This is a genomic window from Arthrobacter sp. TJ-170 (assembly GCF_058269305.1).
On the sequence record NZ_JBZCNL010000001.1, the window covers coordinates 278,881 to 303,347 of the forward strand.

Below are 24,467 nucleotides of genomic sequence, written 5' to 3' on the forward strand. Positions count from 1 at the left end.
CCTTAGACATTCCGCCGTGGAAGCACTTCGTCGTAGAGCTCGGCACAGTTGATACGGCCTACGAGTCGACTACCGCGGCCCGCTGTCCAATTCCGGACGAGCCCTTCGGGCACATCCGTCCTTGAGTAGAAGTGAATGCGCTTCTCCGGACCCCAAGCGCCCTGCTCCTGGTTCTGCTCGTCGCGGAACTCGACGTCTGGAGAGTTAATCAGGTACTCGAATGCTTCTTGCTTCTCTGCCTCGCTCAGGAACTTAACTTGACCCTGCGTGCCATACACAAGTTGTGACATTTCTAAACCTCCTAGATGTGCTTTATGGTGCGCTCGATCAGCGCTATCTGGTCAGACGTCAGCTTGTACTCACGGTACAACGCTTCGTCCGTCCAATTGCAATTAAACTGCGGTGCCGGGAGGAATCTGAACATACTGCGGGTGATATTTTGTGTCATGAGAATTGACGAAACGATAAAGCGTGCGAAGCGGGTCCGTAGGTATGACGCTGCGCTCACTGCTTCTAGCTCCGTTTCGAATGGGCCAACGATCAAGTAGGACTCGGTAGCTACCGAGCCGGGCGGCATGACCTCGATTCGCGAAAGCACACGCTTCATCCCGCTTTTGTCAGTCTGACCGGCGTGCTCACTAGAGGTTTTGGAAACGAGGACTTTCCATCGGTCGATGAGCTCCGTGCCCTTCGGAACGTCGATACGATCAATTCGACCGTCACCTGAACTCGAATACAGTATTAGGTCGCCGTTGGTTGAGGCGCGAAGAGAAGCATCGAGGCCAAAAGGACGCCTGCTTGAAACCAGGTCGGAGAACGCTCTACCACCAGCCTTCCTGACCTGATCCACCACGCTCAGCACACGATTGTCACGAATAAAAACTTCATGTTCATCGAGACGCCGTTCGGCAGCGACGGGGATGCCGTCCACCACAGTCTCGACCACGCACTGACCATTCCAACTGCGGTCCCAGATGAAGTAGCACACGCCACCAGCGACATCAACGCCAGCGAAAACTTCCCGCGAGTTTGGGAAATCTACAAGCCGTTTAAGGCGCCGATCCCCCAGCATGTCAGAACGAAACCTATCGAGCCCCTTTCCTCCCGCGAACCATCGTGACGGAATGATCATGACCAGAAACCGCGGGTCTAACTCCTTTCCTCGCTCAACGAAATCATTGTAGATGGGGCGAGCACTAGAGCCAGAGCCGCCTCCATCACTGAGTTGGTAGGGCGGGTTGCCGATGATGACGTCGAAATGCATGTTGTCTCCGAACAGCTCGGCGATGCGAGCTTTGATGTCGTCAGTGTGGGTAAACGCGTAGGCGTGGGTTTCGAGGTCATCGCCACGCCCGTAATCCTCTTCGCCAGCCCTGCAGTACACGCACTTGCGGTTCGCGAAGACGGTAACCTCGGCGTTGTTCAACGGGTCTATGCGAAACTCTTGTCGGCCGCCGCCCCAGGTGTGCTCGGTGCGCTCGAACCGGATGTTGCCTTCTTCGGTGGTGAAGGACCTTGCGATCGAGTGCGGCCCGTTGGCGAACTTGGAGCAGTAGACGCTCCGGCGCGCCAGCAACGCAGTGAGTTCAGTGATCCCGATTCCGAAGACCTGTTTCGTGAGAATGTGGTCAACGCGTTCGTCCAGGTCGGGGATCCTGACGGCGAGTCCGTCCGTGAGCCGACGCACGATTTCGCGTAGAAATTCCCCGGACTTTGTGAATGGGTCCAGGAAGGTGACGGTCGGGTCTGCCCAGATGTCGGCACCATGGTTGGTCTCTTTCCACGCTGCTGCGAGGCTGTCGAGCATCTGGTTCGCGAACTCCGGCGGGGTGAACACCTCGTCGTTGGAGAGATTCGCGATGCAAGTCAGGACATCAGGGTTGTGGTTACGGAGGGTGAATGGTGCAAGTGTCATGCAGCAGCCTCGGCAATTTGACTGACAGTCGTCGTCGGGTAGGTTCGGGCCGGGATGAAGAGTTCATTGTCGTCAAGTTCGCCGAAGAGAGTGCCTTCGTAGGAGGCGCGCTGAGTGAGGTCATCGAAGCGGAAGTCGCGTCGCTGGAACTTTCCCCTACCCAGGTACCCCCACTCCGGGAACGTGATCGGCTCGCCGCTCGGCACCGTCATCGTGAGTGCATCGCCGCGAACGATATTGACAGCGAGGACCGCTCGCGCGGCACGTGCCCACTCGTCAGTCTCGTCGATACCGAGGTAGCTGATGAACACGGCGGCGAGGTTGTCGCGGCACTCTTCGGCATTGTCCTCGAGCAGCTCGATGCCGTAGGTGCACATGAGTGCGAACAAGGCGTAGTGGCGCTTCTCGAATTCGCTTTTCCCATGCCGGGCTTGAACCGTTGCAAGTTTCCGGGCGAGCACCGGGATGAGGAAGTGACCGGAGCCACACGCCGGCTCAAGAAACCGAGAGTCGATCCGTTCGGACTCAGCTTTCACCAGGTCGAGCATGTCCTCGACCATCCAGCTCGGGGTGAATACCTCGCCGTGGTCGGCGATTCTTTGCTTGGATTTCACCAACCGGTGGGCATTTCTCAACGTCATCATCGTCCCTCTCAGTTCCCGTCGTTGCCAAAGTAGTAGTGACCACCGACATTCACCGCTGGATCGCTTGGCGACCTGTGGTCCCTTGCGACACCGCGTGTTTGCGCGCAGTCATCGATCTCGCTGGCATGGGACTTCCAGAGGCGGCGACCTTGTGGTCAGGCATCGCCTCCTCAGCGATCCGATTGTAGACGGTGTCTGTGGTGATCCCGAGGTGCGCTGCGATGTCATCCGCGGACAGCCACGGTTCAGCCATGCTAATCATCCCTCGCACTCTCTGACCCGAACGGGCCGACTCCCACCCTATCGGGAGGCGTTCGGGAAGCGTCGACGCTGATGATCGCTGCGCAACAAGCAGAAGTGATGGCTGCCGATCTGGCGTCCGCGTTCCCCGGTTAGCGGCGGTACGCAGCCAACAGATCCGCAAGCTTCTCGATCGTCATCTGCTTGAACCGGTCGGGAAGGCAAGAGGACGTATCGACTTGTAATGGCTCTTGGTGACCCGACGCCGTTCATCATCCGTCAGCTCGATGAACTTGGCTTCCTGCCGAGAGAACTTCGGATGGTGCTGGTGCACAGCGGCGGCACCCGGCAGAGCTAAGGTGATATCCCCTCAAGCGACGGCCGCCGTCGTCGTTCCCTGTCCTCACGGTGGATGAAGGCGGTTCAAAGCGATGGCCGTCCCGCCAGCGCTGAATCAGCGCGGTTATCGGCCCCAACAGGGCCTCCCCGGCACGGAGCACCTTACCCCCGGTATTTGAGCTCCAGGTTCCCGCCCGACGACGTAGAGCTCGAATCCCATGACTAGAACGTCACGCCACTCCTCAACTCGCACAGCCCCACACACCCCCACGGCTCGACAAAGGTGTCATGCGCATCGTCGCGCTCGGCGGGCTGGAGGAAATCTGCCGCAACATGACCGTGTTCGAGCTCGGATCCTCAAACGCCGGAGAAGACTGAGGTGTAAGCACCGCTGCCACCGTCAGTGCTCGCGCCGGAAGATCGGTGATTACATGCCCCTTGTGTAGTCGATGATGGTTGGTCGCGCTCGCCGGAGCGAATAAAGGGCAGCCATTTTGGGGGGCTGACGAGCAGCACCTGCCACAGTTTCGACGGAGACTAATAGGATCGTCCCAAGTCGTTCCCTTCCGGACGTCGTGGAGTAGCTAAAAAGGCTAGTCGTCCAAATCCGTAAAACCGTAGAGGATGTCGATAGACCATGTCCGAGAGCACCGGGCCTAACCGTCGCAAGCGCATCAGGGCTGTTCTGGAGATTCTGTCTGCGCACCCTGAAGGAGTTGCGAATACGAAGGAGCCAGACGGCGTCTTTCAGCTCGCCGTCAAACGCGTCCCGCTCAGCGCGGACGAAACTACGGTCAACGCGAGCAACCTCATCCGCGGATTTGCGAGTTTGTCCTTTGATTCCATCGGGCTGGTAGCTGCGGGATGGATCACAAAGACCGACGGAATCTGGCGCATTACACCCGAGGGATTGAAGGCCTTAGATCTTTATCCAAGTGCCGACGAGCTGTCCGGGCAAGTGGCGAAGCTGAGCGCCGCCCGGACAGCAGCCCGAAAGGCTAACCGCACAGAACAACTCCGTACGGTTCTCGTTTCCCGGAACCCCGCAGAGGATGTTTTTCGAACCACGACTGCCTTGTTCGTGCAAAGGGGCCTTCGGGAGGGTACTTCCGTGTTCGATCCAGACCGAGACGTCTGGACCGTCGAAGCGATTTCGGAACTCCGAAGGAGGTTTATCGACGCACCTGACATGGGAGAGGGGACGTTTGTTGGAAAGCTACGCCAGCAGTTGGCGGAAGCCTCCGATGAGGCTCGCCAGTTGATGGCCGAGCTCGTTACGTGGCAGGTGCTCCCCTCGGTCGAGCGGGCCATCGGATTTGGCAAGAAACGGGAACGGATTTCGGCAATTCTGCAGACTATGGACGAACCAGTCGTTATTCCTGAACAAGTGCTGAGCGGGCTGAAGAACGGTGTTGTTATGCCCGGCCAAGCTATGAACAGCAACACCTTTCAAGCGATGGTCGTCGTGGTTTCGGTGGTCGAGGCTTACTTGCAGGCTACCGCGGAGACTCAGCAGGAACTGCTGGAGAATCCTTGGGCCTGGAAATCATTTGTCTTCGGGGTAGAAGGCCGCAATTTCCCAACGCAACGCAATGCCCTGCTCTACATGGTCCATCCGGAGACTTTCACGGATAGCTTTTCGGACGAGGACAAAGGCCTGATACGCAACGCGTTCATCAGCCATGACGCGGACTCCACCGGCGATGTTGACCGTGACCTGTTGAGCATTGCCCTGCGCATGCAGCAGGAGAGCGGCAATCACGTCGATTTTTATGACGAGGAGCATAAGCCGCTATGGAAGAAAGGGAGCCCTAGGCCGAGTTACGTCAGCGCGGTAGCCGGAGATGCGTCTCCCGAGCCACTACCAGCACCCGGAAACGAGCGGATACCATTCCCGCTGGCCGACGAAGCCCTAAGTGGCCGGGTATTCATCGGACAAGGATGGCTGCAGGACTGCTTGAACCTGTTGGAGTCCAAGCGGCAAATGATACTGTTTGGGCCGCCAGGCACCGGCAAGACGTTTGTCGCCCTTGCCCTCGCCGAACACATCGCTCGGGATGAGGCGGAGCTGGTCCAGTTCCATCCGAGCTACGCATACGAAGACTTCTTCCAGGGCTACCGCCCCGTCACGGTCAATGGAACGCTCAGCTATGAACTCAAAGACGGACCACTCCGGAGGATCGTGGACAAAGCGAATAAGGCCAAGCACCGGAACTTCGTGCTCGTCATCGACGAGATCAACCGCGGCAACCTAGCTAAAATCTTCGGCGAGCTCTATTTTCTGCTGGAATACAGGCACCGGAAAATCAATCTTCAGTACAGCGCAGATCCGTTCGAGCTCCCGGACAACCTCTTCATCATCGGCACCATGAATACTTCCGACCGGTCCATCGCCCTTATGGATGCCGCGATGCGGCGCCGGTTCGCCTTTCGCGAGCTCCACCCCGCGCAAGAACCTGTCAAGGGGGTGCTTGCGGCCTGGCTAGACGCGCACCAGCAGAACCAGCTCGGCCAGGAGCCTGCCGAGCTGCTCCAGCAACTAAATGCGAAAATCAAGGATCCGGCGTTCAGCATCGGACCCTCATATTTGATGCCTAAGAGCGGCGAACTCACCCATGACGTGCTCGACCGCATCTGGTCATCGGAGATCTTGCCGCTGCTCGAAGAACATCACTACGGCGAAGGAAAGGATGTGCTGAAGCAATATCGTCTCGGTACTCTACGTGCGGAGCGTCTCGTCGAAGAGAACGGGGCCTCCAAGGATACGACCGGAGACAGCACGCCACCGGGCGCGGCGGAATAGTCATTGGCGACGTTCGAATTCCGTGAGAGCGGCGCCAGCCAGACGTTGGCGTTGCCGGACGAGATGGGCCGGGTGATCAACGCACTAGGTATTGCTACTGCCCTTCCTGAGGGAAACGGTCGGTGGACAGTGTCTGCGGTGTCGAAAGTCGGGGTGATATCCGTTGGAGAGGACGAACTTAGTATCCGTCCCAAGATGCCCATATCGCGTCTGTTTTATCTGATGGGATACTCGCGGGCACCGAATCACTGGCGCGACGACGACGTTGCACTTTCCTCTGATAAAGAGCTAGTCAATAGCATTGCCAGCTCTTTCATCCGGCATGTGAAGAAGGCTACTCTTCAGGGGCTGCTTCAGGGATATAGGACTGTGCACGAATCTGGTCCCACGATTCGAGGCAGGCTTGATTTGCCGGCCCAGATTGGACGCCGGGCTGGCCTGCCTCTTCCAGCTGAGATCACGTACGACGATTACACAGTAGACGTGACCGAGAACCGCCTCCTGTTATCGGCTGCCAGGACTCTCCTTACAATTCCGCGTCTAACCGAGATGGAACGACAGTCGCTACGGAAACTGCTTATGAGATTCGATGGCGTGGCAACCATTGCAGAGCGGGCCGCGCTTCCCGACATCAGTTTCAGCCGTTTGAACGCGCATTACCGCCCGGCCGTCATCCTGGCCCAGATCATCCTCCGTCGAGCTTCTTTGGAACAACCTTCCGGGAATATCATTGCCAGGTCGTTCCTCTTCGACATGTGGGAGATCTTCGAGGACTTCGTCTCGGTGGCCCTTCGGGAAGCCATGAGCTCCAGCGACGGAAGAATCGATCTGCAGTACACGGGAAAACACCTGGATGTCGGAGCCAAAGTTGCCCTGCGCCCAGACATTGTGTGGCGGAAGGACGACGTGGTTCTCGCAATTCTGGACGCGAAGTACAAGGCTGAAAAAAGCAAGCAGTTTCCGAACGCTGACCTTTACCAGATGCTCGCCTACTGCACGAGGTTCAAGATGAAAGCAGGGCATCTTGTATACGCCAAGGCCGAGAATGATGAGCTCTTGCACGAGATTGATGGCGCGAACATTCGCATCTACAGCCACGCATTGGATCTTGAAGCGAGGCCAGAAGAGTTACTCAGACAGGTCCAGAACCTGGCTGGGAAGATCATCGCTTACTCGGACATCAGAATCTAGCTGCGATATCGCAGCTTTCGGGCCGGCGTGGTGCAGGTACTACGCTGATGTGGTCGAGACGCTGGAGCCGTCGGAGCGTTAGCTCGACGAGGGATCGAACCACTTTACGAGCGCGTCCTCCAACCCTGTCGTAGTCCCGTCTCCCGTCCACGCCACATAGCCGTCGGGTCGGATCAGCACTGCGAAGGTGCGCTTACTGGACCGATCACCGGAAGGTTCCAGTCGCCGTCGTACGTGGCATTTAACGACTGCACACGGTCTGCCCGCGGACCCGCATCGATACTGCCTGGCGCACCGAGGTTGAGGAGCACCGGACGGGCATGGTGCAGGAGCGTGAATACGCGCACTGGGCCTTCAGAGCGCGGGCACCGGCGGGGTGTCGCTCGGAATGATAGGTGTCCAGCAGGCTGTCCGGCGCAATGCCCTTGACCACTTACGAGAGCTTCCAACCCAGGTTCACCGCGTCCTGGATTCCGAGTCCGATTCCTTGACCACCAGACGGAGAGTGGATGTGCGCGGCGTCGCCGGCCAGCAACACGCGTCCGCTGCGGTGGGTCACGGCTTGCCGGGTTGCGTCGGTGAACCGTGAGATCCAGGTCGGGGAGTGGACACACCGAAGTCGGTGTTGTAGATGTCGGTCAGAGCCTTGGAGAGGTCAGCAAGGGTGGGCTCGGTCGCCGGTCCGAGGTGTTTCTCGGTCACAACCACCCGCGTGGTTCGTCCGTCCTCCATCAGTTGCAGTCCGTGGACGCCCACCTCGTCGAGGCGCATTCCCTAAGGGGTCTCGCCGGTCACCTCGACTTCGGCGATAGGCTGCTCCTCGTCGCATCTCAGCCGGGGAATTCGATGCCGGCCGCCTTGCGGGCAGCGCTTCGCCCACCGTCGGCGCCGACCAGGTACAGCGCGCGTATCGACTCGCCGTCGGAGAGATGGACGTCGACGCCGTCGTCATCCTGAGCGAAATCGTTAACCTCCCGCCCGCGATGAACAGGCACACCGAGCTCCTCGATCCAGCCGGCCAGGATCCGCTCAATTTGGTTCTGCTACAGGCCGAGCGTGTACGGGTGGCGGGTAGGGAAGTCGCTCTTGTCCAGCATCGTGGTTCCGAAGAAGGCCGCCTGGACGGGCTGGCCCTCGGCGAGGAACCGGTCGGCGATGCCGCGTTGGTCGAGGATCTCGATCGTCCGCGAATGGAAGCCGCCCGCTCGCGAGCCGACCAGTTCCGGTGTTGGGCGGCGCTCGACGATCGCCGCATCCACGCCGCCTAAGGCGAGCTCACCGGCTAGCATCATCCCAGTCGGACCGCCTCCGGCGATGATCACGTCAGCCATTCAACCCCGCCTCGCCTTCGCCTTCTAGCGCACCGCATCTGAGCCAGTGTGAGGCATGAGGGAGGCCTTGCCGCAAGCCCCTTCTCAGCGGTACATTGGAAATGGAAGGTAGGTGGCGGCACTCACCCGAACCGTACGTCCGGTTCCTCGCCCCACCAGTTGTAAGCCCCGTCGACGGGCATAGAATCGTGCTCAAGCCAGACGCAAGTGAGTCAGTCACAGTCCCCGAGCAAGGGGTCAGGCCATCAGTGTGTTCCGCACCAAGTCCATCGAGCAGTCCATTCGCGACACGGAGGAGCCGGGGCATCAGCTCAAAAAGAGCCTGGGCGCGCTCGACCTCATCGTCTTCGGCGTCGGCGTGTGCATCGGTGCCGGGATCTTCGTGCTCACAGGGCAAGCCGCCGGCGCGAACGCGGGTCCCGCCGTCGCTCTTTCCTTCCTGATTGCCGGTGTTGTGGCCGGGCTGAGTGCGATTTGCTACGCCGAACTGGCCTCGACCGGCCCCGTGGCGGGTAGCGCCTATACCTTCTCGTTTGTGACGCTTGGCGAGTTGGTGGCATTCATCATCGGCTGGGACCTCGTTCTGGAGTTCACGGTTGGGGCGGCCGCTCTGGCAACGTCCTTCAGCCAGTACCTCGGCGTCGTGCTCGAAGGCACTCCATTCGCCATACCTGACGCCATCGCTTCCTTGGACACCGGCGTAATGAACCTGCCGGCCGGGCTGCACATCCTCGGCTGACCATCGTGCTCATAACCGGCATCAAGCTCTCCAGCCGCATCAACCAGGTGGTGACGGCGATCAAGGTGGCTGTGGTGGTGCTGGTGATCATCGTCGGCCTCTTCTTCATCAACGTCGCCAACTGGTCGCCTTTCATACCGCCGAGCGAGGGCACCGCACCCTTCCGAAGCCGGCGTCCTCGACGTACCGCTCGTGGACGCCCTTCTCCGGCTCGAGCCCACCGTGTAGGGGCTGGGCGGCGTGCTCGCGGCGGCGGCGCTGGTGTTCTTCGCGTTCATCGGGTTCGACGTCATCGCCACCACCGCGGAGGAAACCCGCAACCCGCAGCTGACAAGCCGATTGGCAGTCTCGGCTCCCTCGCCCTCGTCACAGTGCTGTACATGGCAGTTTCCCTAATCATCACCGGGATCCGCCCAGACCGACATCGACCCGGTCGATGGCGCCCCGCTGGCGACAGCCTTCACCGCCGTCGGCGTTACTTGGATGGGCAACGTGGTGGCGACTGGTGCGTGTATCGGTCTTGTTGTCGTCGCCATGATCCTGCTGCTCGGACGGACCCGGGTGGGCTTCGCGATGAGTCGGGACCGGCTGCTGCCGCCGGCGGTGGGTGCGTGCATCCGAAGTTCGGAACGCCCTACCGGTTCACGCTGCTGGCCGGAAGCATCATGGCGATCATCCCCACCTTCGTGCCGCTGTCTACGCTGGCGGAGCTGGTCAAATCGGAACGTTGTTCGCGTTCATGCTGGTGGCGCTCGGCGTGATCATCCTGCGTTGTACCCATCGCGACCTGAAGCGGTCCTTCCGTGTACCGTTCGTGCCGGTGCTGCCGATCCTGGCTATCGGCCTGTGCTTCTTTTTCATGCTCAACCCCACCGGCGGCAAATGGCTCCGGTTCTTCGTCTGGATGGCGATCGGCATCGCGGTGTACTTCCTGTACTCGCGGAAGCGCAGCATCATGGTTACCGGTGGTCCTGGCTACAACGCCGGGATGCCGGAGCAGCAGCGCCGGACAGACGTCGGGCTCGGGGGAGCGGGAATTGCGCCGAATGAGGATGACCGATAGCACGGGTCTCAGGGAGGACGGTCTACTGTGGCGGGGCTTGCGGCTATGAATCGACCCGGGACTGGCAACCCCGCTTCGAACGCGTAACAACTGCGCGATGAGTAGACTCAATCCGCCGCCGTAACTTGTGCTATTGCCGCTGCCGAAGCCGCCGAGGCAGAAGCAGAAGCCAAGGCTGCTGCTGAGGCAAAGGCCGAAGCGTGGACGGTTAGCCAGCAGAACGCGCTGCGGTCCGCCGGGATTTACCGCAACCACATGGCTTTCTCGCGCACAGGGCTGATTGACCCATCAATCTAAGAAGGATTCTCGGTGGAGGAGGCGACTTGGGGCGTGGATCGGGTGAAGGTGACTGGAACGAGCACGTGGCCAAGTCGGCTGCGACCTACCTCGAGCACATGGCTTCTTCGCACCCTGGTGGTTGAGCAACTCATCTACGAGGGCTTCACCCCGGATCAGGCTGAGCGCGGAGTGAGCCGGACGGGTCTCTAATCCCTGAAGAATGAACCATTCGCGGGCGACGAGGACCTGATTCACCATATTCAACCCGTGTTCTTGGATGGCACAGCCTGTGGTCTTTCATGAGGAATACGACATTCAGAAACCTTCCCGTGAGGTGCCGGCATCGGCCTGTACTCCCCTGTATTGTGGCGTGTGTGCTCACGCGGTGATCACATACCACACGCCGACCGGGGGTTACTCAAGTATGCCGAAGAAGACCGTGCACTTCATGGAGGTCTGCTGGAAGGATCAGCACGACACCCATACGACGATGGAGCCGGGCTTCTGGAGATACCTCGTTCAACAAGTGGGCACCATGGCGCCAGCAGAGCTGGCGGTACCTTACTACGGTGCGACTTTGGAGGGTCATGCGGGCAGGGACCGCCGAACATCGCTCGATTACATCTACATTGCTCGCTCTCGATCGCCACTTGATCGCCCGCACACACGCAATGCGGCCGGCGCCTACGCCTCAATAGAGGATGGCCCGGATGTAAACGGCGTATTCGAACCGGCTTATGCTGCGGCGTCGGGCACAACAAATGTCGCCGCGTTCGTGCGGACCTCGGGCGCCGCATCGTGGTCCGGAATCGAAGATTGGCTGAACGGTATCCTCGGGCCGCAGGATCAGGATCTACGCGTTGCATTGCGTCCCGTAATGAACCGAGATGGGTTTGAAGAGCTGCGGCGGTGCGCCGGTGTCGCCAAGGTGCATGTACAAGGAACCTCGGATGATCTTCAGGACCTGGATGAACAGGGGCACATCGGCTCAGCCATACGGGCAGCCGGGCAGGTCGCTGCCGGGCTCAGTGTGGATCTAACACTGAGCTTCGGGCACGTTACGCCCGAAGATTATTCAGCCGAAATGCTGAAGATCGACCTCGAGCGATTCCTCCGAGCAGATCGGCATGTGAAGGCAAACGCGACCCTGATGTTCGCTCGGCCCGACGGCTCATACGATCGTAGGCCCGTCGACTTCATCTTCAATAAGGTGACCACGAAGGAGCGAGTAGACCTGGTCGAGGACCAGCCGACTCAGGACTCGGTGATGTTGGCGCTTCAGTCCGCCATCCAAAAGTATCAAAACAACGAGCTATAAAATGGGGGTGATCGGTCGTATCGTGAAGGCCATGAAAACGATCAGGGCGCTTCTTGAGGACAAACCGGGTTTCGTCACCCTCAGCGTCTTGGTGCTCTGCCTCGCTCACTTTCTAGCCACACACTTCGGAGTGATTCCCAACATCTGGTCTGACCTGCAGAGCGCCGAAATCGGGGATGCGCTGACGCTCTACATTGGTGTTGCTGGAGCCGCGAGCCTGGTCGCCGGGTTTGCCGGTGTGGTCGTAGTATTTGGCTTGACCGCTTCAGGAAACTCCCAACGGCTGTTCCGTGCGAAGTCCGGAAAATACTTGCGGCGGAACTGGTCGTCAGTAATATCCGTTTCATTCGGAGCAGCAGGCCTGGCCTTCCTCGCCGCGATCGCTCCCATTCTCAATCTCGTATGGTTCGGGCCATGGCTCATGGAAACAGCGTTCCTACTCCTAGCCGCCGCTGCCGTCCGCCTGGTCTGGTTGATGAGAACGTTGACCGAGACCGTCCGCATCGACGATGCGAAGACGCTCGACAACCAGAATGTTCGCCCTCTGCCTCGGGCAAATCGTCGGCCAGGAAGCTGATTCACCATCAGGCCACCCTCTTGCTGCCGATCGTGGCTTCCCAAGGCTTCGGCGAAACCTGAGCTGCAACGCACCCTCCTCGCCCAAAGCCCGCCATGGCATCGGTACTCGTTTGTTCCTGCCCCATCACCGGGCATGTCGTCCGGCTGCTCGCGGTCTCCGGAGTTACCTTCCTACATCTGCCACCCCGAGGCCGACTTCGACGACACCAAACAGGACGAAGAGTTCCCCGACCGTGTCGAACTCAAGGGTCCGGTCGGGATCCGTCGCGAGAGCCGTGTGGAATGTCCTCGCCGACCCGTCTTACCGGCAGCACGGGCAGCGCATCGGCAAGGCCGTCGGGGATCGCGAGGCGTCGACGCACTGATAGATCTTGTGGAGCATGCGATCCGAGCGAACGGGTGAGTCAGAAGTTCTTCAAGCGTCCTGGATGAATACAATGATGGAACGCTCCCTGACTTGGGGGAGGTTGCGAGCGGCTACCGTCCCCATTCGCCGCGCGATTCTGCGGTTCGCCACTCTGCGAATGAGACTGTCGATCACACCAGGTGAGAAGGACACTCTACAACTGCGCGCTGCCCCTTGTGTCCAGTTGGCACGAACATTCGAGAGGAACCGCCTTGAGCGACACTACCCAGCTTGACCCCGAAGAAACACCGATAACTGCTGCGGAAAAGGCGTCTCAACAGCTTCAGACGTTGGTCGGAAAGGTGATCGACACCGGCGTCGGACCGCTGACGGGATCAGTTAGATGGGCTGAGGACAGGCTCGCTCGTGTTCAAGGGACGCGTTACAAGCCGAACGAGGGACCCACTAGGACGTTCTCTCCGGAAGAGCGAGACGATGTCGAAAAGGCAATTAAGAGGCTGACTGTCGAGTCGGTGGAAGCGGCCGGCGTCAATGGTTTCTTGACCGGGCTGGGAGGCTTCATTGCGATGCCCGTGATGATTCCTGCCAATATGGCTGGTGCCCTTGTAATTAACGCACGTCTCGCCGCAGGCATCGCATATCTACGTGGATACGACCCCGGCGATCCGCACGTTCGTACGGTCGCCACCCTGATCGCGGTAGGTTCGAATGCGCAGAACATCGCCAAGACAATCGGCATCAAAGCAGGCGAGAAGGTACTGATTCATGCGATCAAGAAGCTACCAATTGCGATCATTCGCGAGATAAACAAGAAGGTCGGCTTCATGCTCCTTGCCAAGTATGGTTCGAAGCGTTCGCTGATCACGTTGGTGAAGGGGGTACCCCTTGTCGGTGGAGTAGTCGGCGGAGGCGTGGATGCGACTATGACCGGTTTGATCGGCCGTACCGCGAGCTCGATGTTTCCAGCCGACTGACGGAGTAGGGCCGACGCTCTCGTGGGCGGTGCTCCCGTGGGGTGGATGCGCTGGTGGAGGCACTGGAACCACCGCGGTGATGTGCTGGTTCGAGCAGGAAAGGATCCGTGCGGGAAGTCAACCTTTTGGCCCCTGATCCTGTGAGTAAGGTGAAGAGGGGGCAATGACGCCTTCTTGAGGACGAGATATGGGGAATGCCGTGAAGGATGAGGATCTGCAAAAACTGCTTGAGGGATTGAACGCTGAGCTGCCACGGGAAGAGTGGGAATCTTGGTCCGGAGGAAGGAAAGCGCAGATTGAAGCGGCGCTCATCGACGCAGTCCTGGCGATCCAAGCAAACTACGGCTCAGAAAAGAACGGCGTAAGAGCGGCCGTCCTATCGGACCACCGCCGTCGTCGTGGGCACCGTGCGCCGCGCAATAGCGCCACGCCCTGTTGCGCGCACTAGCTCCGCCCGGATTACTTTTTGCGGTCGGCCTTTTTGCAGGACTCCCAGAAGATAGGCCCGGTGACGCCAAGGGGCCGCGGGTCGAACACCGGGTCAAAGCCGAGCTCCTTCTGCGCCTCGAAGTCCTTGAGCGCCTTGAAAGGCGGGCTTCTGCAGGATCAGGATGCCGATGATGTTAAGCACTCCATGGGGCCAACCCCGATGTCGCCCGTGGCCCACGCGTCGGCGTCCGTGTTCACGCAGCCGTAGCCGACGGCGATGATGCTTGATCACCTCGGCGAGCGGTCCCTTATGTCGAACTTCGGGGGCATGCTTGCGGACGGCATGCCACTCCGGATCTGAAGGGCCACTACTGCAGAACTCACGTCTGGGGTGCTGACCCCCGACAGACCTACTCGCCACCGCCGTCTGCACCACCGCTGTCGTAGGACGCGGGAAAGTCCATCTCGGGACCGGGAGCCGCAGCGCCCGTATAGGTGTCACCTGACCCACCAGCGCGCAAAGCGGCAGGGTCGTTGTAGACCGACCTCTCGGCGTCGTCGGCTGCGAAGAACGCAGCCACCGCACCGGGTGCGATCGCTGCTGCCGCAACCGCGCGGGGGATCCGCGAGGCAGCGGGATCAGTAGAAGCGTCAGGCACCAACTCGACCTGGATCGGTACGTTCGCGTCGCCGTCGTTCGCTGCCATGGTGTCCTCCGCATCGGTCGTACTCTGATGCTCCCCTATGGGGCGTAGCTGTCAATACCGCCAGCTGGCTCAAAGCAAACAGGGCCTAGTACCCAGGTACCGCCCGCCCGAAAACAACGGCACTTGTGTCCGACGACCCCCGCACGCGGACTTCCTAATCTCGAAGAGGAACTTCATCAAGGAGTTCCACTCCCTGAAAGGAATATCTGATGAGCACCACCCACTGGATCCGCGCAGGTTTGTTCGCCCTGCCCGTCTACGGACTCCTTACCGCCTGGTCGTCGTTGAAGCCCCAGCCGGACCAGGAAACCGATCCCGAAGCGTGGGCCCGATTCGTCAGCGAGCCGTCCTACCTGGTCAGCCATGTGGTCGGCAGCACCGGCGGAACGATCCTGGCGATCTTCGGCGTCTTCGCGCTGGGTGCCTACCTCGCTGCCGGGAAGACCGGCAGACTGGGGCTGCCCGCAATGGTGGCCACCGTTTTCGGTCACGCACTGCTTATGGTGCCTGCGAGCCTCTCGACGTTTACAACGCCTGCTGTTGGGCGCGCTTACCTGAACGGAGTGCCAGGGGTCATGGACCTGCAGTTTCCCGACGCCATGATGTTCACGTATCTACTCGGACTTCTCCTCGCCTTCGTAGGCAATGTGCTGCTGGGAGTGGCCGTGTGGAAATCAGACACGCTTCCTGCCTGGGCCGGCGGGCTCTGGATAGCCGGCACCGTCACCTTCTACGTCCTCGGAGCCATGGGCATGGTCATCACCGGAGCCAGCCTCTCCACCCAGGTCCTCGGCGCACTGGTGATAGCCGCCGCAGGCGCCTGGATTGCCTATGGGGCCACGCGCCCGCAGTCCGATTCGGCGGGTACCCACAAGACGCGATCAAGCGCACTGTAACGAATCACGAAAGAGAAAGACGATCCAATGATCGAGGTCACCAACCTCACCAAACGCTTCGGCACAAACACCGCCGTCGACGACATTTCATTCACCGTGCAGCCCGGGAAGGTCACCGGCTTCCTCGGTCCCAACGGAGCAGGAAAAACGACGACGATGCGCGCCATCGCCGGACTGGACCTGCCGACGGCGGGAAGCACCGCCGTCAATGGCAACCGGATGAACCAGCACGCAACGCCCATGCATGAGCTCGGAGTGCTGCTTGATGCGAACAACATCCACCCCGGGCGGACAGCCCAGGCGCACCTTGAGGCGCTCGCCGCTACCCACGGCATCGGCCGCACGCGGGTGCTCGAAGTACTCGACGCCACGGGTCTGGCAGATGTCGCCGGCCGCAGGGCTGGGACGTTCTCCCTCGGCATGCGGCAGCGGTTGGGGATCGCTGCAGCATTGCTGGGGGACCCGGCGTCGTTCATTCTGGACGAACCCATCAACGGGCTCGATCCGGATGGCGTGGTCTGGGTGCGGCTGCTGCTGCGCAGGCTCGCCGACGAGGGCCGGACGGTCTTCCTGTCATCACACCTGATGAGCGAGATGGCGCAGACCGCCGACCACCTGATTGTGATCGGCCGCGGCCGGATCATCCGGGACTCCTCCATGGCGGAGGTCCTCGATGCGGGCACGGACCAGAGCCGGGTGCTGGTCAGGGCCACCGATCCCAGCCGACTGGCCGAGGCACTGGCTGCGCCGGGCGTGACCGTCACCCGCACCGACTCCGGCGGCCTCGAAGTCACCGGGCTTGAGGCGGTTGCCGTCTCCGGCGTCGCCGCAGCACAGGGCATCCTCCTGCACGAACTCACCACCCACACAGCCTCACTCGAAGAGGCCTACATGTCCCTCACCCGCAGCGCCGTCGAGTACCAGACACCGCTGGACAGCAAGGAGAACAGCACACCATGACAACCACAATTCCTCCACTCCGACGGAGCCCGACCCTGGGACACCTCCTGCGTTCCGAATGGATCAAGCTCCGCTCCTTGCGCTCCACCTACTGGGCGGCAGGACTGACGGTGCTATCGATCTTCCTGCTGTCCTCCGGACTCATTCTGGCGCTCGCGGTGGTTCCCGCGGAGGTGAACCCGGATCCCCGCGGCGTGATTCTCGACCAGGCAGGGGAGAACCCCAGTCTTACGTCCCTTGCGTTCGGCTACGCGTTCGCCCAGTACGTGGTGGCCGTGCTCGGGGTGCTGATCATCAGCGCCGAGCGCGGACCGGGCCTGCTCAACATGACGCTGGCCGCCGTCCCGCAACGTACCCCGGTGTATGCCGCGAAGCTGCTGGTCAGCGCCGTTGCCGGATTTGGTTTGGGCCTGGTTTCGTCGCTGATCTCGTTCTTCAGTGTCCAGCCCGTCCTGGCGCGGTTTGGTCTTGGCGCCGACATTCTGGATGTCCAGACCATCCAGGTGATCCTCGGTGGCTCCGTGTACCTCGGTCTGATCGCGGTGCTGTCCACTGCACTCGGATCGCTGTTCAAGAGCACCGCCTCCGGTGGCGGCGTGATGCTGGGCCTGCTCCTCTTCGCGCCCGGACTGGTGTCCCTGGTCCCCGGAATTGGAGGCTTTATCGCCCAGATTTTGCCCTCCGCCGCCGGTAAGATGGTGTACCAGTCTGTCGAGAGCATCGGCTGGCCCACTGTCCTTATCGGTCTGCTCATCCTGTTGGGCTGGGCAGTCATCTCGGCCGTTGTCGCCGGAGTGCTGTTCAAGAAGAGAGACATTGCATGACAGAGGCGGGCATTTCCCCGGTCGGCAGGGCCCAAACCTTGCCGGCCGGGGAAGCCCTGCACTCCGGGGGAGTGCCGCGGGCACGCCGCCTGCTTGAATCCAGACCCTGGCTGCTGGACAGTATTGTCGCCCTGGCCTACACGGTGCCGTTGGTACTCAGCCGGGCCATAGGGCTGGCAACCGGTGTGCCTGGCATCAGCGCGTGGCACATCGTTGTCGCTCTGTTGACCGGAGGCGCGCTGCTGTTCAGGCGACATTATCCGCTGACGGTGCTTGCCGTCGTCGTTGTTTTGACCACCGTGCTGACCTGGTCCCTCGATGCCGGTGTGGACATCCTCGCCGTGCCGATCGCGCTGTACGCAGTGGCCGTCTACCGTTCACCCCGGCAGGCGTGGCTCGCTACGGCGGCAGCGTTCGCCGTCGGATTCGCCGGCTTGCAGCTGTGGATTCCGGAGCTGCACACAGTGGTAGCCCAGGTCGGCGAGAATTACGACGAGTGGAATCTGCTGCTCATCTTCGCGCTGTGCATGGCCGCCGCTGTGATGTTCGGTTCATACTCCTATGCCCGCGCCGAGCGTGTTCGAGCTCTTGTGGAGCGCGCCGAGCAGCTCGCGCGCGAGCGGGACAGCCAGGCGCAGCTTGCCACGCTTGCCGAACGTTCCCGCATCGCCCGGGAGATGCACGACATCGTTGCGCACAGCCTTTCCGTCATGGTCGCGCTCGCGGACGGCGCCACCGCCACCGCCGAACGGGATCCAGCGCGCACCAAGGCAGCACTCGAGCAGCTGGGCGAAACCGGCCGGTCAGCGATCGGCGATATGCGGCGTCTGCTGTCCGTCCTCGGCGAGTCATCTGAGGCAACCGGCCAACTTGAACCCGCGCCCGGAACCCGCGAGCTTTCCCTGCTCATCGAGCGGTTCCGAGCCGCTGGCCTACCCATCCGCTACTCGGTGACCGGCGTCGCTCCGTCCGACCCCGCACGCGAGCTGACCATCTACCGCATAGTCCAGGAAGCGCTGACCAACGTGCTGCGCTACTCGAACGAGCCGAAGACCGTGTCCGTCTCAATCGTCTACCTGGCCACGGAAACGACTGTCACAGTGCACGACGACGGCCGCCAGCGCACCTCGCCCGCACCCTCCGTGGGAACGGGGCGGGGAATCATCGGGATGGGGGAGAGGGCCGCGCTGCATGGCGGGCATGTGTCGGCTGGGCCGCTTCCCGACGGCGGCTGGCGGGTTCACGCGGTGCTGCCAGTTTTGATGGGGGAGTCATGAACACCGACGCCGACATCCGCGTACTGCTGGTCGATGACCAGCCGCTCATCCGCATGGGCTTCCGCATGGTCTTGGACAGCGAGCCGGGAATCACTGTGGTTGGCGAGGCCGACGACGGTGCAGCGGGAGCGGCGCTCGCGGTGGAGCTGCAGCCCGACGTCGTCATCATGGACGTTCGTATGCCGGGGATGGACGGGATCGAGGCGACGTCGCTGATTGTGCGGAAGTGCACCGCCACCCGGGTGATCATCCTGACCACCTTTGATCTGGACGAATACGCCTTTGCCGGTCTGCGGGCGGGAGCCAGCGGCTTCCTCCTCAAGAACGCCCGGCCCGCGGAGCTGACCCAGGCGATCCGGACAGTGGCAGCCGGAGACGCAGTCGTGGCTCCCCGCATCACCCGGCGCATGCTGGAACTTTTCGGGAACCGACTGCCGGACGGTGTTCCTGAGGCCGCGCCGCGAAGGGACGCACGGCTCTCTGTGCTCACCGAGCGGGAGCTGGAAATCTTCGCCGCCATGGGCAGGGGCCTGAACAACGCGGAAATCTCCCGTGCTTTCTTCCTGTCCGAGTCCACCGTGAAGACGCACGTGGGGCACATCCTGATGAAACTGAACCTTCGCGACAGGGTGCACGCGGTGGTCCTCGGTTACGAAACCGGTGTGGTCTCGGCCGGGGATACGCTGGCGCGAGCAGCGGATCGGGCGTAGTTCGCGCCCACGCCTGCCACGTCGCCGGGAGCAGGCCACCTTCCGGCGGTGCTCGAGCCGGCGGTTCGCTAGCGCAGCGCAGGTCCGAACCATCGGGACAGTGCTTCCTCCAGCCCTGCCTGAGTTCCGTCTCCCGTCCATGCCACATGTCCGTCGGGTCGGATCAGCACTGCGGTAGGAGCGCTGACTGAACCGATCACCGGGAGTTCCCAACCGCCGTCGTATGTTGCGTCCACCAACTGCACCCGGCCAGCCCACGGTCCCAGGTCGATGCTGCTCGGTGCGCCGAGGTTGAGGAGTACTGCACCGGCATGGTGCAGGAGGGTGAACACGCGCTGCGGGCCTTTGGCGGTGACAATGTCGAGGTCGGGCATGCGGCGGCCGAGCAGCGGGTGCCCCTCACCCGGGTCGTAGCGGACGTCCAGGCCGGAAATGAGCCCGGCCAGCCGTTTTCGTGCCTCGTCGATCGTCAGCAGATCGGCTACGGTGTCGGTCAACGCGCCGACGCGCGGATCGGCCCGTTGCATGAGGGCCTGCGCCATCGTGTGCTTCAGCGCGCGGGCCCCGGCGGGGTGCCGCTCGGCGTGATAGGTGTCCAGCAGGCAGTCCGGAGCAACCCCCTTGACCACCTGCGCGAGCTTCCATCCGAGGTTCACGGCGTCCTGGATGCCGAGCCCGATTCCCTGACCGCCGGAGGGAGAGTGGATATGCGCGGCGTCCCCGGCCAGCAGCACGCGGCCGCTGCGGTAGGCCGCGGCTTGCCGTGTGCCGTCGGTGAACCGCGAGATCCAGGTCGGGGAGTGGACTCCGAAGTCGGTGTCATAGATGTCGGTCAGCGCTTTGGCGAGGTCGGCGAGAACGGGCTCGGTCGCCGGTCCAAGGTGCTTCTCAGTGACGACCACCCGCGTGGTTTGCCCGTCCTCCATCAGGTGGAGACCGTGGACGCCCACCTCGTCGATGCGCATGCCTTTCGGTGTCTCCTCGGTCACCTCCACTTCGGCGATCAGGCTGCTCCTCGTGGCATCCCAGCCGGGGAAGTCGATTCCGGCGGCCTTGCGCACAGCGCTTCTCCCGCCGTCCGCGCCCACCAGGTATAGCGCGCGCATCGGCTCGCCGTTTGAGAGGCGCACCTCAACGCCGCTGTCATCCTGGGCGAAGTCGGCCGCCTCCAGCCCGCGATGGACAGGCACGCCCAGCTCCTCGATCCAGCCGGCCAGGATCCGCTCAATACGGTTCTGCCAGAGTCCGAGCGTGTACGGGTGTCGGGTTGGGAAGTCGCTCATGTCCAGCATCGTGGTCCCGAAGAACGCCGCCTGGACGGGTTGGCCCTCGGCGAGGAACCGGTCAGCGATCCCGCGTTGGTCGAGGATCTCGATCGTGCGCGAGTGGAAGCCGCCCGCGCGCGAACCCACCAGTTCCGGTGTCGGGCGGCGCTCCACGATCGCTGTATTCACGCCCGCCAGGGCAAGCTCACCGGCCAGCATCATCCCAGTCGGACCGCCTCCGGCAATGATTACGTCAGCCATTTCAAGTCCGCCTCTACAGCCGTTCAAGGGCACCGCTTCCCGGTGCATCCGAGCCAGTGTGAGGCATGACCCGGGTCTTGCGGCAAGCCCCCTCGCCAGCGGTACATTGGAAATGGAAGGGACGCGTGAATTCGCCGTTCCGCCGGCGTGAGGAGCATCAGCACCCCGACAGGGCTCTTGGTTGTGCTGCTGCCCTTATCTTGTTACCAGTCGAAGTTGGCGGCTGTTCGCCGCCATCAGCCAGCCACCGTATCGCCGTGCCGGTGGGCGACCTTCCAAGCACCGTCCTCGCGTCGATAGATTTGCGTTGCCCGGAGCACATAGCTGCGAGGTTCGCCGTCGACGGAGGCTGAAGTATGTTCCAATCCGGCTGTATATGCCATGTCACCCACGACGTCGTAGGCGAGCAGCTCGAATCTGTACGAGGTGCAGTCGGAGAACTGCTCGGCAAGGCCGGTGAACAATTCGGTTAGTTCCTGCTGTCCGAAGGCATTGCGCCACGCGCCCAGGACACTCACGGGTTCGTTGCGCGACCAGAGCGCCCTGCGTGGGGCGGCATCACCGTTGTGCATAGCGAGTTCGGCATCGTGCAGCTCCGTTTTCACCCAGTTCAGGAAATCGGCACGGTCGCTCATCCCACCAGTATGCTCCCGGCACCCGGCACCCGGCACCCGGCCACGGCGAGGTCCCGGCCGGGTTGAGTCTTATACCTGCATTGCCACGTGACGGCCGAGGCTTAATGATGAAACGCATCCCAGGCCAGTCACATTGAGAATGCGAGGTCGCATGTAGATGGCTACCCCGGAGGAGTTCTATGACAGCCTCGCGTCTGAGTATCATCTGCTCTTCGAGGACTGGTGGTCCGCGGCTCAGTGGCATGGGCGAGTCATAGCTGACATTCTCGCGCAGCGGGGAATCATCGCGGGGCGTCTGTTGGATTGCACATGCGGCATCGGTACCCAGGCCCTGCCGCTGGCGTCGCTTGGATACGCCGTGACAGCCACCGACGTGAGCAAGGCGGCAGTTGATCGTGCCCGGGTGGAGGCGGCCGGGCGGGGAATCGACGTCGATTTCACGGTATGCGACGTCCGCGAGGTCCGTGACCACGTCAAAGGGAGCTTTGACGTGGTCATTTCCTGCGACAACGCACTACCGCACCTGCTGACTGACGAGCACCTGGAACGTGGCTTGCACAGTGTCCGTGCGTGCCTGCAACCCGGCGGCCTATTGCTCGTCTCCCTTCGCGACTATGACGCGCTGAGACGCACTTGGCCCGACGGGGTGCCGATCTCGGTACACGGGGAGGTTGGGTCACGGCATGGGTCCGGTCAGGCCTGGCGGTGGTCGCCGGATGCGGCGTACGTGGACATCGAGTTGTTCATCTTCAGCGAAGATGCGGCCGGATCATGGCAAGCTCGCTCAGGTACGACCCGTTACCGTGCTCTGCAACGCACGGAGCTCGAAAGCCTGCTGATCGGGGCCGGGTTCACCGCAGTCGAATGGCTCATGCCCGACGTGAGCGGCTACTACCAGCCAATCGTGCTCGCGAAGGCCTGAAATCCTGGTTGTGCCTCTCGAACCTTATTGATCAGACCTTGGCGTTGGCCGGTAGCACTGGACATGCGGGGTTGCCGGGAACAAAATCGGCGAATGACTCTTTCGCTGCAGGGGACCGTTCTCGAATTCATTCGTGCTTTCCGCGAGCAGGACGCCGGCCTTGCTCTGTCTCTGATGTCGGATGAGTTCACCTTCACCAGCCCGCAGGATGACCACCTCGATCGAGACACCTGGCTGGAGAGATGCTTCCCAACGGCTGACCACTTCGATTCACCGCCTACAACCTTGCAGATCGTCGAGATTGACGGCGTCGTGCTTCATCGGTACGAGTACAACGTCGCCGGACGCACCTACCGCAACGTCGAAGCCAGCCGAGTGCAGGACGGACTGGTACGCGAAGTTGAGGTGTACTTCGGGGGAGCCGTATAACCAGAAATTCCCAAGGGGTCGGGTGATTACTGGTATGCAACGCATCCACTTGTTTAGGAGTCCGTCATGGCATCGGTACTCGTTTGTTCCTGCCCTGTCACCGGGCACGTCGTCCCGATGCTCGCGGTCGCCGCCGGGCTGGTGAACCGCGGCCACACCGTGCGTTTCCTCACCGGTCAGCGTTACGCTTCACGCGTCGCCGCCACCGGAGCTACGTTTCTCCCGCTGCCGGCCGAAGCGGACTTCGATGACACCAACCCCGACGAGGAATTCCCTGGCCGCGTTGGCCTCAAAGGACCGAAAGGCATCCGGTACGACCTCACCCACATCTTTATGCGCCCCGGCAAACCCCAGTACGACGCCGTCCAGTCGGCCCTCGGCGCCACGCCCACCGACGCTGTGCTTTCCGACCCCCTTTTCATGGGTGCTGCCCTCATGCTCAACACGCCGCGAGCCAATCGCCCGGTTATCGTGAGCTGCGGCATTACGCCTCTCAGCCTCACGAGCCGCGACACCGCACCCTTCGGCCTCGGCATCCGACCCATGCCCGGACCCATCGGCCGCATCCGCAACCGCGCAATGAAAGGGGTGACCGAGAAGGTCATCTTCGGGCCGGTGCAGAAATATGCGAATGAAGTGGCGCGCAGCGTGACACGCAAGGGCTTTCCCGGCTTCTTCATGGACTGGCCGCGCCGGGCCGACATTCTCGCCCAGTTCACCGTCCCCGAGTTCGAGTACCCGCGCTCCGATCTACCGGACAATGTTCACTTCGTCGGGCCGGTATCGCAAGGCGGCGGGAAGGAATCCGCGGAGGTGGTGCTGCCCGAGTGGTGGGACGATCTCGATTCTGGTCGGCCGGTCGTCCACGTCACCCAGGGAACAGTCGCCAACCGCGACTACAACGACCTCATCCGCCCCACCATCGAGGGGCTCGCGAACGACGACGTCCTCGTGGTCGTCAGCACCGGCGGCCGCCCCGAGGACACACTCACCGGAGCGCTACCCGACAACGTCCGCATCTCCTCCTACCTCCCGTACGACGAGCTCCTCCCGAAGACCAGCGTCCTCGTGACCAACGGCGGCTACGGGGGAGTGCAGTTCGCTCTGCGCCACGGCGTGCCCCTGGTGGTCGCCGGCCAGAGCGAGGAGAAGACGGAGGTGTGTGCCCGCGTCGCTTGGTCAGGTGCCGGTATCAATCTGCACACCAACCGTGCCAAGCCCGACGACGTCGCCAAGGCAGTGCGTAAGGTATTGGCCGATCCGTCCTACCGTGAGGCGGCGGGCAGGATCGGTAAGGCGATCACGGCGTCGCGCGGGGTGGATGCGCTGGTGGACCTGGTTGAGGAGGAGATTCAGCCAACGCGGTGAAG

At 61.8% G+C, this 24,467-nt stretch carries 26 protein-coding genes and 1 pseudogene; 17 read left to right on the top strand and 10 right to left on the bottom strand.

Annotated features, from left to right (window positions below; translation table 11 throughout):
- Nucleotides 1–2: 2 nt before the first annotated feature.
- The 3 genes from AC4D1W_RS01365 to AC4D1W_RS01375 form a co-directional block, all read right to left on the bottom strand.
- On the bottom strand, nucleotides 3–290 hold the full coding sequence (locus tag AC4D1W_RS01365) for a hypothetical protein (protein ID WP_490897525.1): 288 nt from the start codon (nucleotides 288–290) through the stop codon (nucleotides 3–5).
- Between the two features lie 11 nt (nucleotides 291–301).
- Nucleotides 302–1,837 (bottom strand): Eco57I restriction-modification methylase domain-containing protein, encoded by a 1,536-nt coding sequence (locus AC4D1W_RS01370; protein ID WP_490897526.1) that lies wholly within the window; start codon nucleotides 1,835–1,837, stop codon nucleotides 302–304.
- A gap of 74 nt (nucleotides 1,838–1,911) precedes the next feature.
- Nucleotides 1,912–2,529: a DNA methyltransferase family protein gene (locus tag AC4D1W_RS01375; protein ID WP_490897527.1), complete on the bottom strand. Its 618-nt coding sequence runs from the start codon at nucleotides 2,527–2,529 to the stop codon at nucleotides 1,912–1,914.
- A gap of 1,246 nt (nucleotides 2,530–3,775) precedes the next feature.
- Between AC4D1W_RS01375 and AC4D1W_RS01380 the strand changes: the two genes are divergently transcribed.
- Both AC4D1W_RS01380 and AC4D1W_RS01385 read left to right on the top strand, forming a co-directional pair.
- A complete protein-coding gene (locus AC4D1W_RS01380) occupies nucleotides 3,776–5,941 on the top strand; it encodes an McrB family protein (protein WP_490897528.1) in 2,166 nt (721 codons plus the stop codon).
- 3 nt (nucleotides 5,942–5,944) lie between these two features.
- Nucleotides 5,945–7,132, top strand: coding sequence for an McrC family protein (locus AC4D1W_RS01385; protein WP_490897529.1), 1,188 nt, complete (start codon nucleotides 5,945–5,947; stop codon nucleotides 7,130–7,132).
- A gap of 78 nt (nucleotides 7,133–7,210) precedes the next feature.
- Here AC4D1W_RS01385 and AC4D1W_RS01390 read toward each other — a convergent pair whose 3' ends face one another.
- From AC4D1W_RS01390 to AC4D1W_RS01405, 4 genes and pseudogenes are all read right to left on the bottom strand, one after another.
- Nucleotides 7,211–7,471, bottom strand: a complete 261-nt coding sequence (locus AC4D1W_RS01390) for an aromatic-ring hydroxylase C-terminal domain-containing protein (protein ID WP_490897873.1) — start codon at nucleotides 7,469–7,471, stop codon at nucleotides 7,211–7,213.
- A gap of 94 nt (nucleotides 7,472–7,565) precedes the next feature.
- The gene (locus tag AC4D1W_RS01395) at nucleotides 7,566–7,691 is read right to left on the bottom strand and encodes an FAD-dependent monooxygenase (RefSeq protein ID WP_490897530.1); all 126 of its coding nucleotides are present in this window, start codon (nucleotides 7,689–7,691) and stop codon (nucleotides 7,566–7,568) included.
- On the bottom strand, nucleotides 7,688–7,903 hold the full coding sequence (locus AC4D1W_RS01400; protein ID WP_490897531.1) for a hypothetical protein: 216 nt from the start codon (nucleotides 7,901–7,903) through the stop codon (nucleotides 7,688–7,690). Before AC4D1W_RS01400 ends, AC4D1W_RS01395 begins: the two co-directional genes overlap by 4 nt.
- Nucleotides 7,904–7,962: 59 nt before the next feature.
- Nucleotides 7,963–8,463, bottom strand: a pseudogene (locus AC4D1W_RS01405) (FAD-dependent monooxygenase).
- A 250-nt stretch (nucleotides 8,464–8,713) separates the two neighbouring features.
- Between AC4D1W_RS01405 and AC4D1W_RS01410 the strand changes: the two are divergent.
- From AC4D1W_RS01410 to AC4D1W_RS01440, 7 genes are all read left to right on the top strand, one after another.
- Nucleotides 8,714–9,202 carry an amino acid permease gene (locus tag AC4D1W_RS01410; protein ID WP_490897532.1) on the top strand — a complete coding sequence of 163 codons (489 nt, stop codon included), beginning with the start codon at nucleotides 8,714–8,716 and terminating at the stop codon, nucleotides 9,200–9,202.
- A 240-nt stretch (nucleotides 9,203–9,442) separates the two neighbouring features.
- On the top strand, nucleotides 9,443–9,598 hold the full coding sequence (locus tag AC4D1W_RS01415) for a hypothetical protein (protein ID WP_490897533.1): 156 nt from the start codon (nucleotides 9,443–9,445) through the stop codon (nucleotides 9,596–9,598).
- A gap of 343 nt (nucleotides 9,599–9,941) precedes the next feature.
- Nucleotides 9,942–10,265, top strand: a complete 324-nt coding sequence (locus AC4D1W_RS01420) for an amino acid permease C-terminal domain-containing protein (protein ID WP_490897534.1) — start codon at nucleotides 9,942–9,944, stop codon at nucleotides 10,263–10,265.
- A gap of 556 nt (nucleotides 10,266–10,821) precedes the next feature.
- The gene (locus AC4D1W_RS01425) at nucleotides 10,822–11,862 is read left to right on the top strand and encodes a DUF6731 family protein (protein WP_490897535.1); all 1,041 of its coding nucleotides are present in this window, start codon (nucleotides 10,822–10,824) and stop codon (nucleotides 11,860–11,862) included.
- 31 nt (nucleotides 11,863–11,893) lie between these two features.
- Nucleotides 11,894–12,439 carry a hypothetical protein gene (locus AC4D1W_RS01430; RefSeq protein WP_490897536.1) on the top strand — a complete coding sequence of 182 codons (546 nt, stop codon included), beginning with the start codon at nucleotides 11,894–11,896 and terminating at the stop codon, nucleotides 12,437–12,439.
- A gap of 235 nt (nucleotides 12,440–12,674) precedes the next feature.
- Nucleotides 12,675–12,806, top strand: a complete 132-nt coding sequence (locus tag AC4D1W_RS01435; protein WP_490897537.1) for a hypothetical protein — start codon at nucleotides 12,675–12,677, stop codon at nucleotides 12,804–12,806.
- Between the two features lie 253 nt (nucleotides 12,807–13,059).
- Nucleotides 13,060–13,782: an EcsC family protein gene (locus AC4D1W_RS01440; protein WP_490897538.1), complete on the top strand. Its 723-nt coding sequence runs from the start codon at nucleotides 13,060–13,062 to the stop codon at nucleotides 13,780–13,782.
- A gap of 839 nt (nucleotides 13,783–14,621) precedes the next feature.
- On the opposite strand, the gene AC4D1W_RS01445 is transcribed toward AC4D1W_RS01440, so the two are convergent.
- Complete coding sequence (locus AC4D1W_RS01445) at nucleotides 14,622–14,918, bottom strand: hypothetical protein (RefSeq protein ID WP_490897539.1); 297 nt, start codon at nucleotides 14,916–14,918, stop codon at nucleotides 14,622–14,624.
- A gap of 209 nt (nucleotides 14,919–15,127) precedes the next feature.
- Here AC4D1W_RS01445 and AC4D1W_RS01450 point away from each other — a divergent pair, with 209 nt between their 5' ends.
- From AC4D1W_RS01450 to AC4D1W_RS01470, 5 genes are read left to right on the top strand one after another with little or no spacing between them, the layout of a single operon-like run.
- Entirely contained in the window at nucleotides 15,128–15,814 is a 687-nt protein-coding gene (locus AC4D1W_RS01450; RefSeq protein ID WP_490897540.1) for a hypothetical protein, read from the top strand.
- Between the two features lie 27 nt (nucleotides 15,815–15,841).
- Nucleotides 15,842–16,774 (top strand): ABC transporter ATP-binding protein, encoded by a 933-nt coding sequence (locus AC4D1W_RS01455; protein WP_490897541.1) that lies wholly within the window; start codon nucleotides 15,842–15,844, stop codon nucleotides 16,772–16,774.
- Nucleotides 16,771–17,598, top strand: coding sequence for a hypothetical protein (locus AC4D1W_RS01460; RefSeq protein ID WP_490897542.1), 828 nt, complete (start codon nucleotides 16,771–16,773; stop codon nucleotides 17,596–17,598). Before AC4D1W_RS01455 ends, AC4D1W_RS01460 begins: the two co-directional genes overlap by 4 nt.
- The gene (locus AC4D1W_RS01465; RefSeq protein ID WP_490897543.1) at nucleotides 17,595–18,875 is read left to right on the top strand and encodes a sensor histidine kinase; all 1,281 of its coding nucleotides are present in this window, start codon (nucleotides 17,595–17,597) and stop codon (nucleotides 18,873–18,875) included. The genes AC4D1W_RS01460 and AC4D1W_RS01465 overlap by 4 nt, the downstream gene beginning before the upstream one ends.
- The gene (locus AC4D1W_RS01470) at nucleotides 18,872–19,585 is read left to right on the top strand and encodes a response regulator (RefSeq protein WP_490897544.1); all 714 of its coding nucleotides are present in this window, start codon (nucleotides 18,872–18,874) and stop codon (nucleotides 19,583–19,585) included. Before AC4D1W_RS01465 ends, AC4D1W_RS01470 begins: the two co-directional genes overlap by 4 nt.
- 68 nt (nucleotides 19,586–19,653) lie before the next feature.
- On the opposite strand, the gene AC4D1W_RS01475 is transcribed toward AC4D1W_RS01470, so the two are convergent.
- Together AC4D1W_RS01475 and AC4D1W_RS01480 are read right to left on the bottom strand one after the other, a co-directional pair.
- Nucleotides 19,654–21,111: an FAD-dependent monooxygenase gene (locus tag AC4D1W_RS01475; protein ID WP_490897545.1), complete on the bottom strand. Its 1,458-nt coding sequence runs from the start codon at nucleotides 21,109–21,111 to the stop codon at nucleotides 19,654–19,656.
- Nucleotides 21,112–21,347: 236 nt separating this feature from the next.
- Entirely contained in the window at nucleotides 21,348–21,746 is a 399-nt protein-coding gene (locus tag AC4D1W_RS01480) for a nuclear transport factor 2 family protein (RefSeq protein ID WP_490897546.1), read from the bottom strand.
- A 157-nt stretch (nucleotides 21,747–21,903) separates the two neighbouring features.
- Here AC4D1W_RS01480 and AC4D1W_RS01485 point away from each other — a divergent pair, with 157 nt between their 5' ends.
- The 3 genes from AC4D1W_RS01485 to AC4D1W_RS01495 all read left to right on the top strand — a co-directional run bounded on the left by AC4D1W_RS01485 (nucleotide 21,904) and on the right by AC4D1W_RS01495 (nucleotide 24,465).
- Entirely contained in the window at nucleotides 21,904–22,668 is a 765-nt protein-coding gene (locus AC4D1W_RS01485) for a class I SAM-dependent methyltransferase (protein ID WP_490897547.1), read from the top strand.
- A gap of 93 nt (nucleotides 22,669–22,761) precedes the next feature.
- Nucleotides 22,762–23,097: a DUF4440 domain-containing protein gene (locus AC4D1W_RS01490; RefSeq protein WP_490897548.1), complete on the top strand. Its 336-nt coding sequence runs from the start codon at nucleotides 22,762–22,764 to the stop codon at nucleotides 23,095–23,097.
- A gap of 66 nt (nucleotides 23,098–23,163) precedes the next feature.
- Nucleotides 23,164–24,465, top strand: a complete 1,302-nt coding sequence (locus AC4D1W_RS01495; RefSeq protein WP_490897549.1) for a nucleotide disphospho-sugar-binding domain-containing protein — start codon at nucleotides 23,164–23,166, stop codon at nucleotides 24,463–24,465.
- The last annotated feature ends 2 nt before the right edge of the window (nucleotides 24,466–24,467 follow it).

Coding starts and splice junctions, on each gene's coding strand:
- AC4D1W_RS01365 (WP_490897525.1), bottom strand. CDS start 290: ATGTCACAACTTGTGTATGGCACGCAGGGTCAAGTTAAGTTCCTGAGC.
- AC4D1W_RS01460 (WP_490897542.1), top strand. CDS start 16,771: ATGACAACCACAATTCCTCCACTCCGACGGAGCCCGACCCTGGGACAC.
- AC4D1W_RS01475 (WP_490897545.1), bottom strand. CDS start 21,111: ATGGCTGACGTAATCATTGCCGGAGGCGGTCCGACTGGGATGATGCTG.
- AC4D1W_RS01490 (WP_490897548.1), top strand. CDS start 22,762: ATGACTCTTTCGCTGCAGGGGACCGTTCTCGAATTCATTCGTGCTTTC.
- AC4D1W_RS01465 (WP_490897543.1), top strand. CDS start 17,595: ATGACAGAGGCGGGCATTTCCCCGGTCGGCAGGGCCCAAACCTTGCCG.
- AC4D1W_RS01425 (WP_490897535.1), top strand. CDS start 10,822: ATGGCACAGCCTGTGGTCTTTCATGAGGAATACGACATTCAGAAACCT.
- AC4D1W_RS01445 (WP_490897539.1), bottom strand. CDS start 14,918: ATGGCAGCGAACGACGGCGACGCGAACGTACCGATCCAGGTCGAGTTG.
- AC4D1W_RS01420 (WP_490897534.1), top strand. CDS start 9,942: ATGCTGGTGGCGCTCGGCGTGATCATCCTGCGTTGTACCCATCGCGAC.
- AC4D1W_RS01455 (WP_490897541.1), top strand. CDS start 15,842: ATGATCGAGGTCACCAACCTCACCAAACGCTTCGGCACAAACACCGCC.
- AC4D1W_RS01480 (WP_490897546.1), bottom strand. CDS start 21,746: ATGAGCGACCGTGCCGATTTCCTGAACTGGGTGAAAACGGAGCTGCAC.
- AC4D1W_RS01430 (WP_490897536.1), top strand. CDS start 11,894: ATGAAAACGATCAGGGCGCTTCTTGAGGACAAACCGGGTTTCGTCACC.
- AC4D1W_RS01380 (WP_490897528.1), top strand. CDS start 3,776: ATGTCCGAGAGCACCGGGCCTAACCGTCGCAAGCGCATCAGGGCTGTT.
- AC4D1W_RS01495 (WP_490897549.1), top strand. CDS start 23,164: ATGGCATCGGTACTCGTTTGTTCCTGCCCTGTCACCGGGCACGTCGTC.
- AC4D1W_RS01400 (WP_490897531.1), bottom strand. CDS start 7,903: ATGCGCCTCGACGAGGTGGGCGTCCACGGACTGCAACTGATGGAGGAC.
- AC4D1W_RS01450 (WP_490897540.1), top strand. CDS start 15,128: ATGAGCACCACCCACTGGATCCGCGCAGGTTTGTTCGCCCTGCCCGTC.
- AC4D1W_RS01485 (WP_490897547.1), top strand. CDS start 21,904: ATGGCTACCCCGGAGGAGTTCTATGACAGCCTCGCGTCTGAGTATCAT.
- AC4D1W_RS01470 (WP_490897544.1), top strand. CDS start 18,872: ATGAACACCGACGCCGACATCCGCGTACTGCTGGTCGATGACCAGCCG.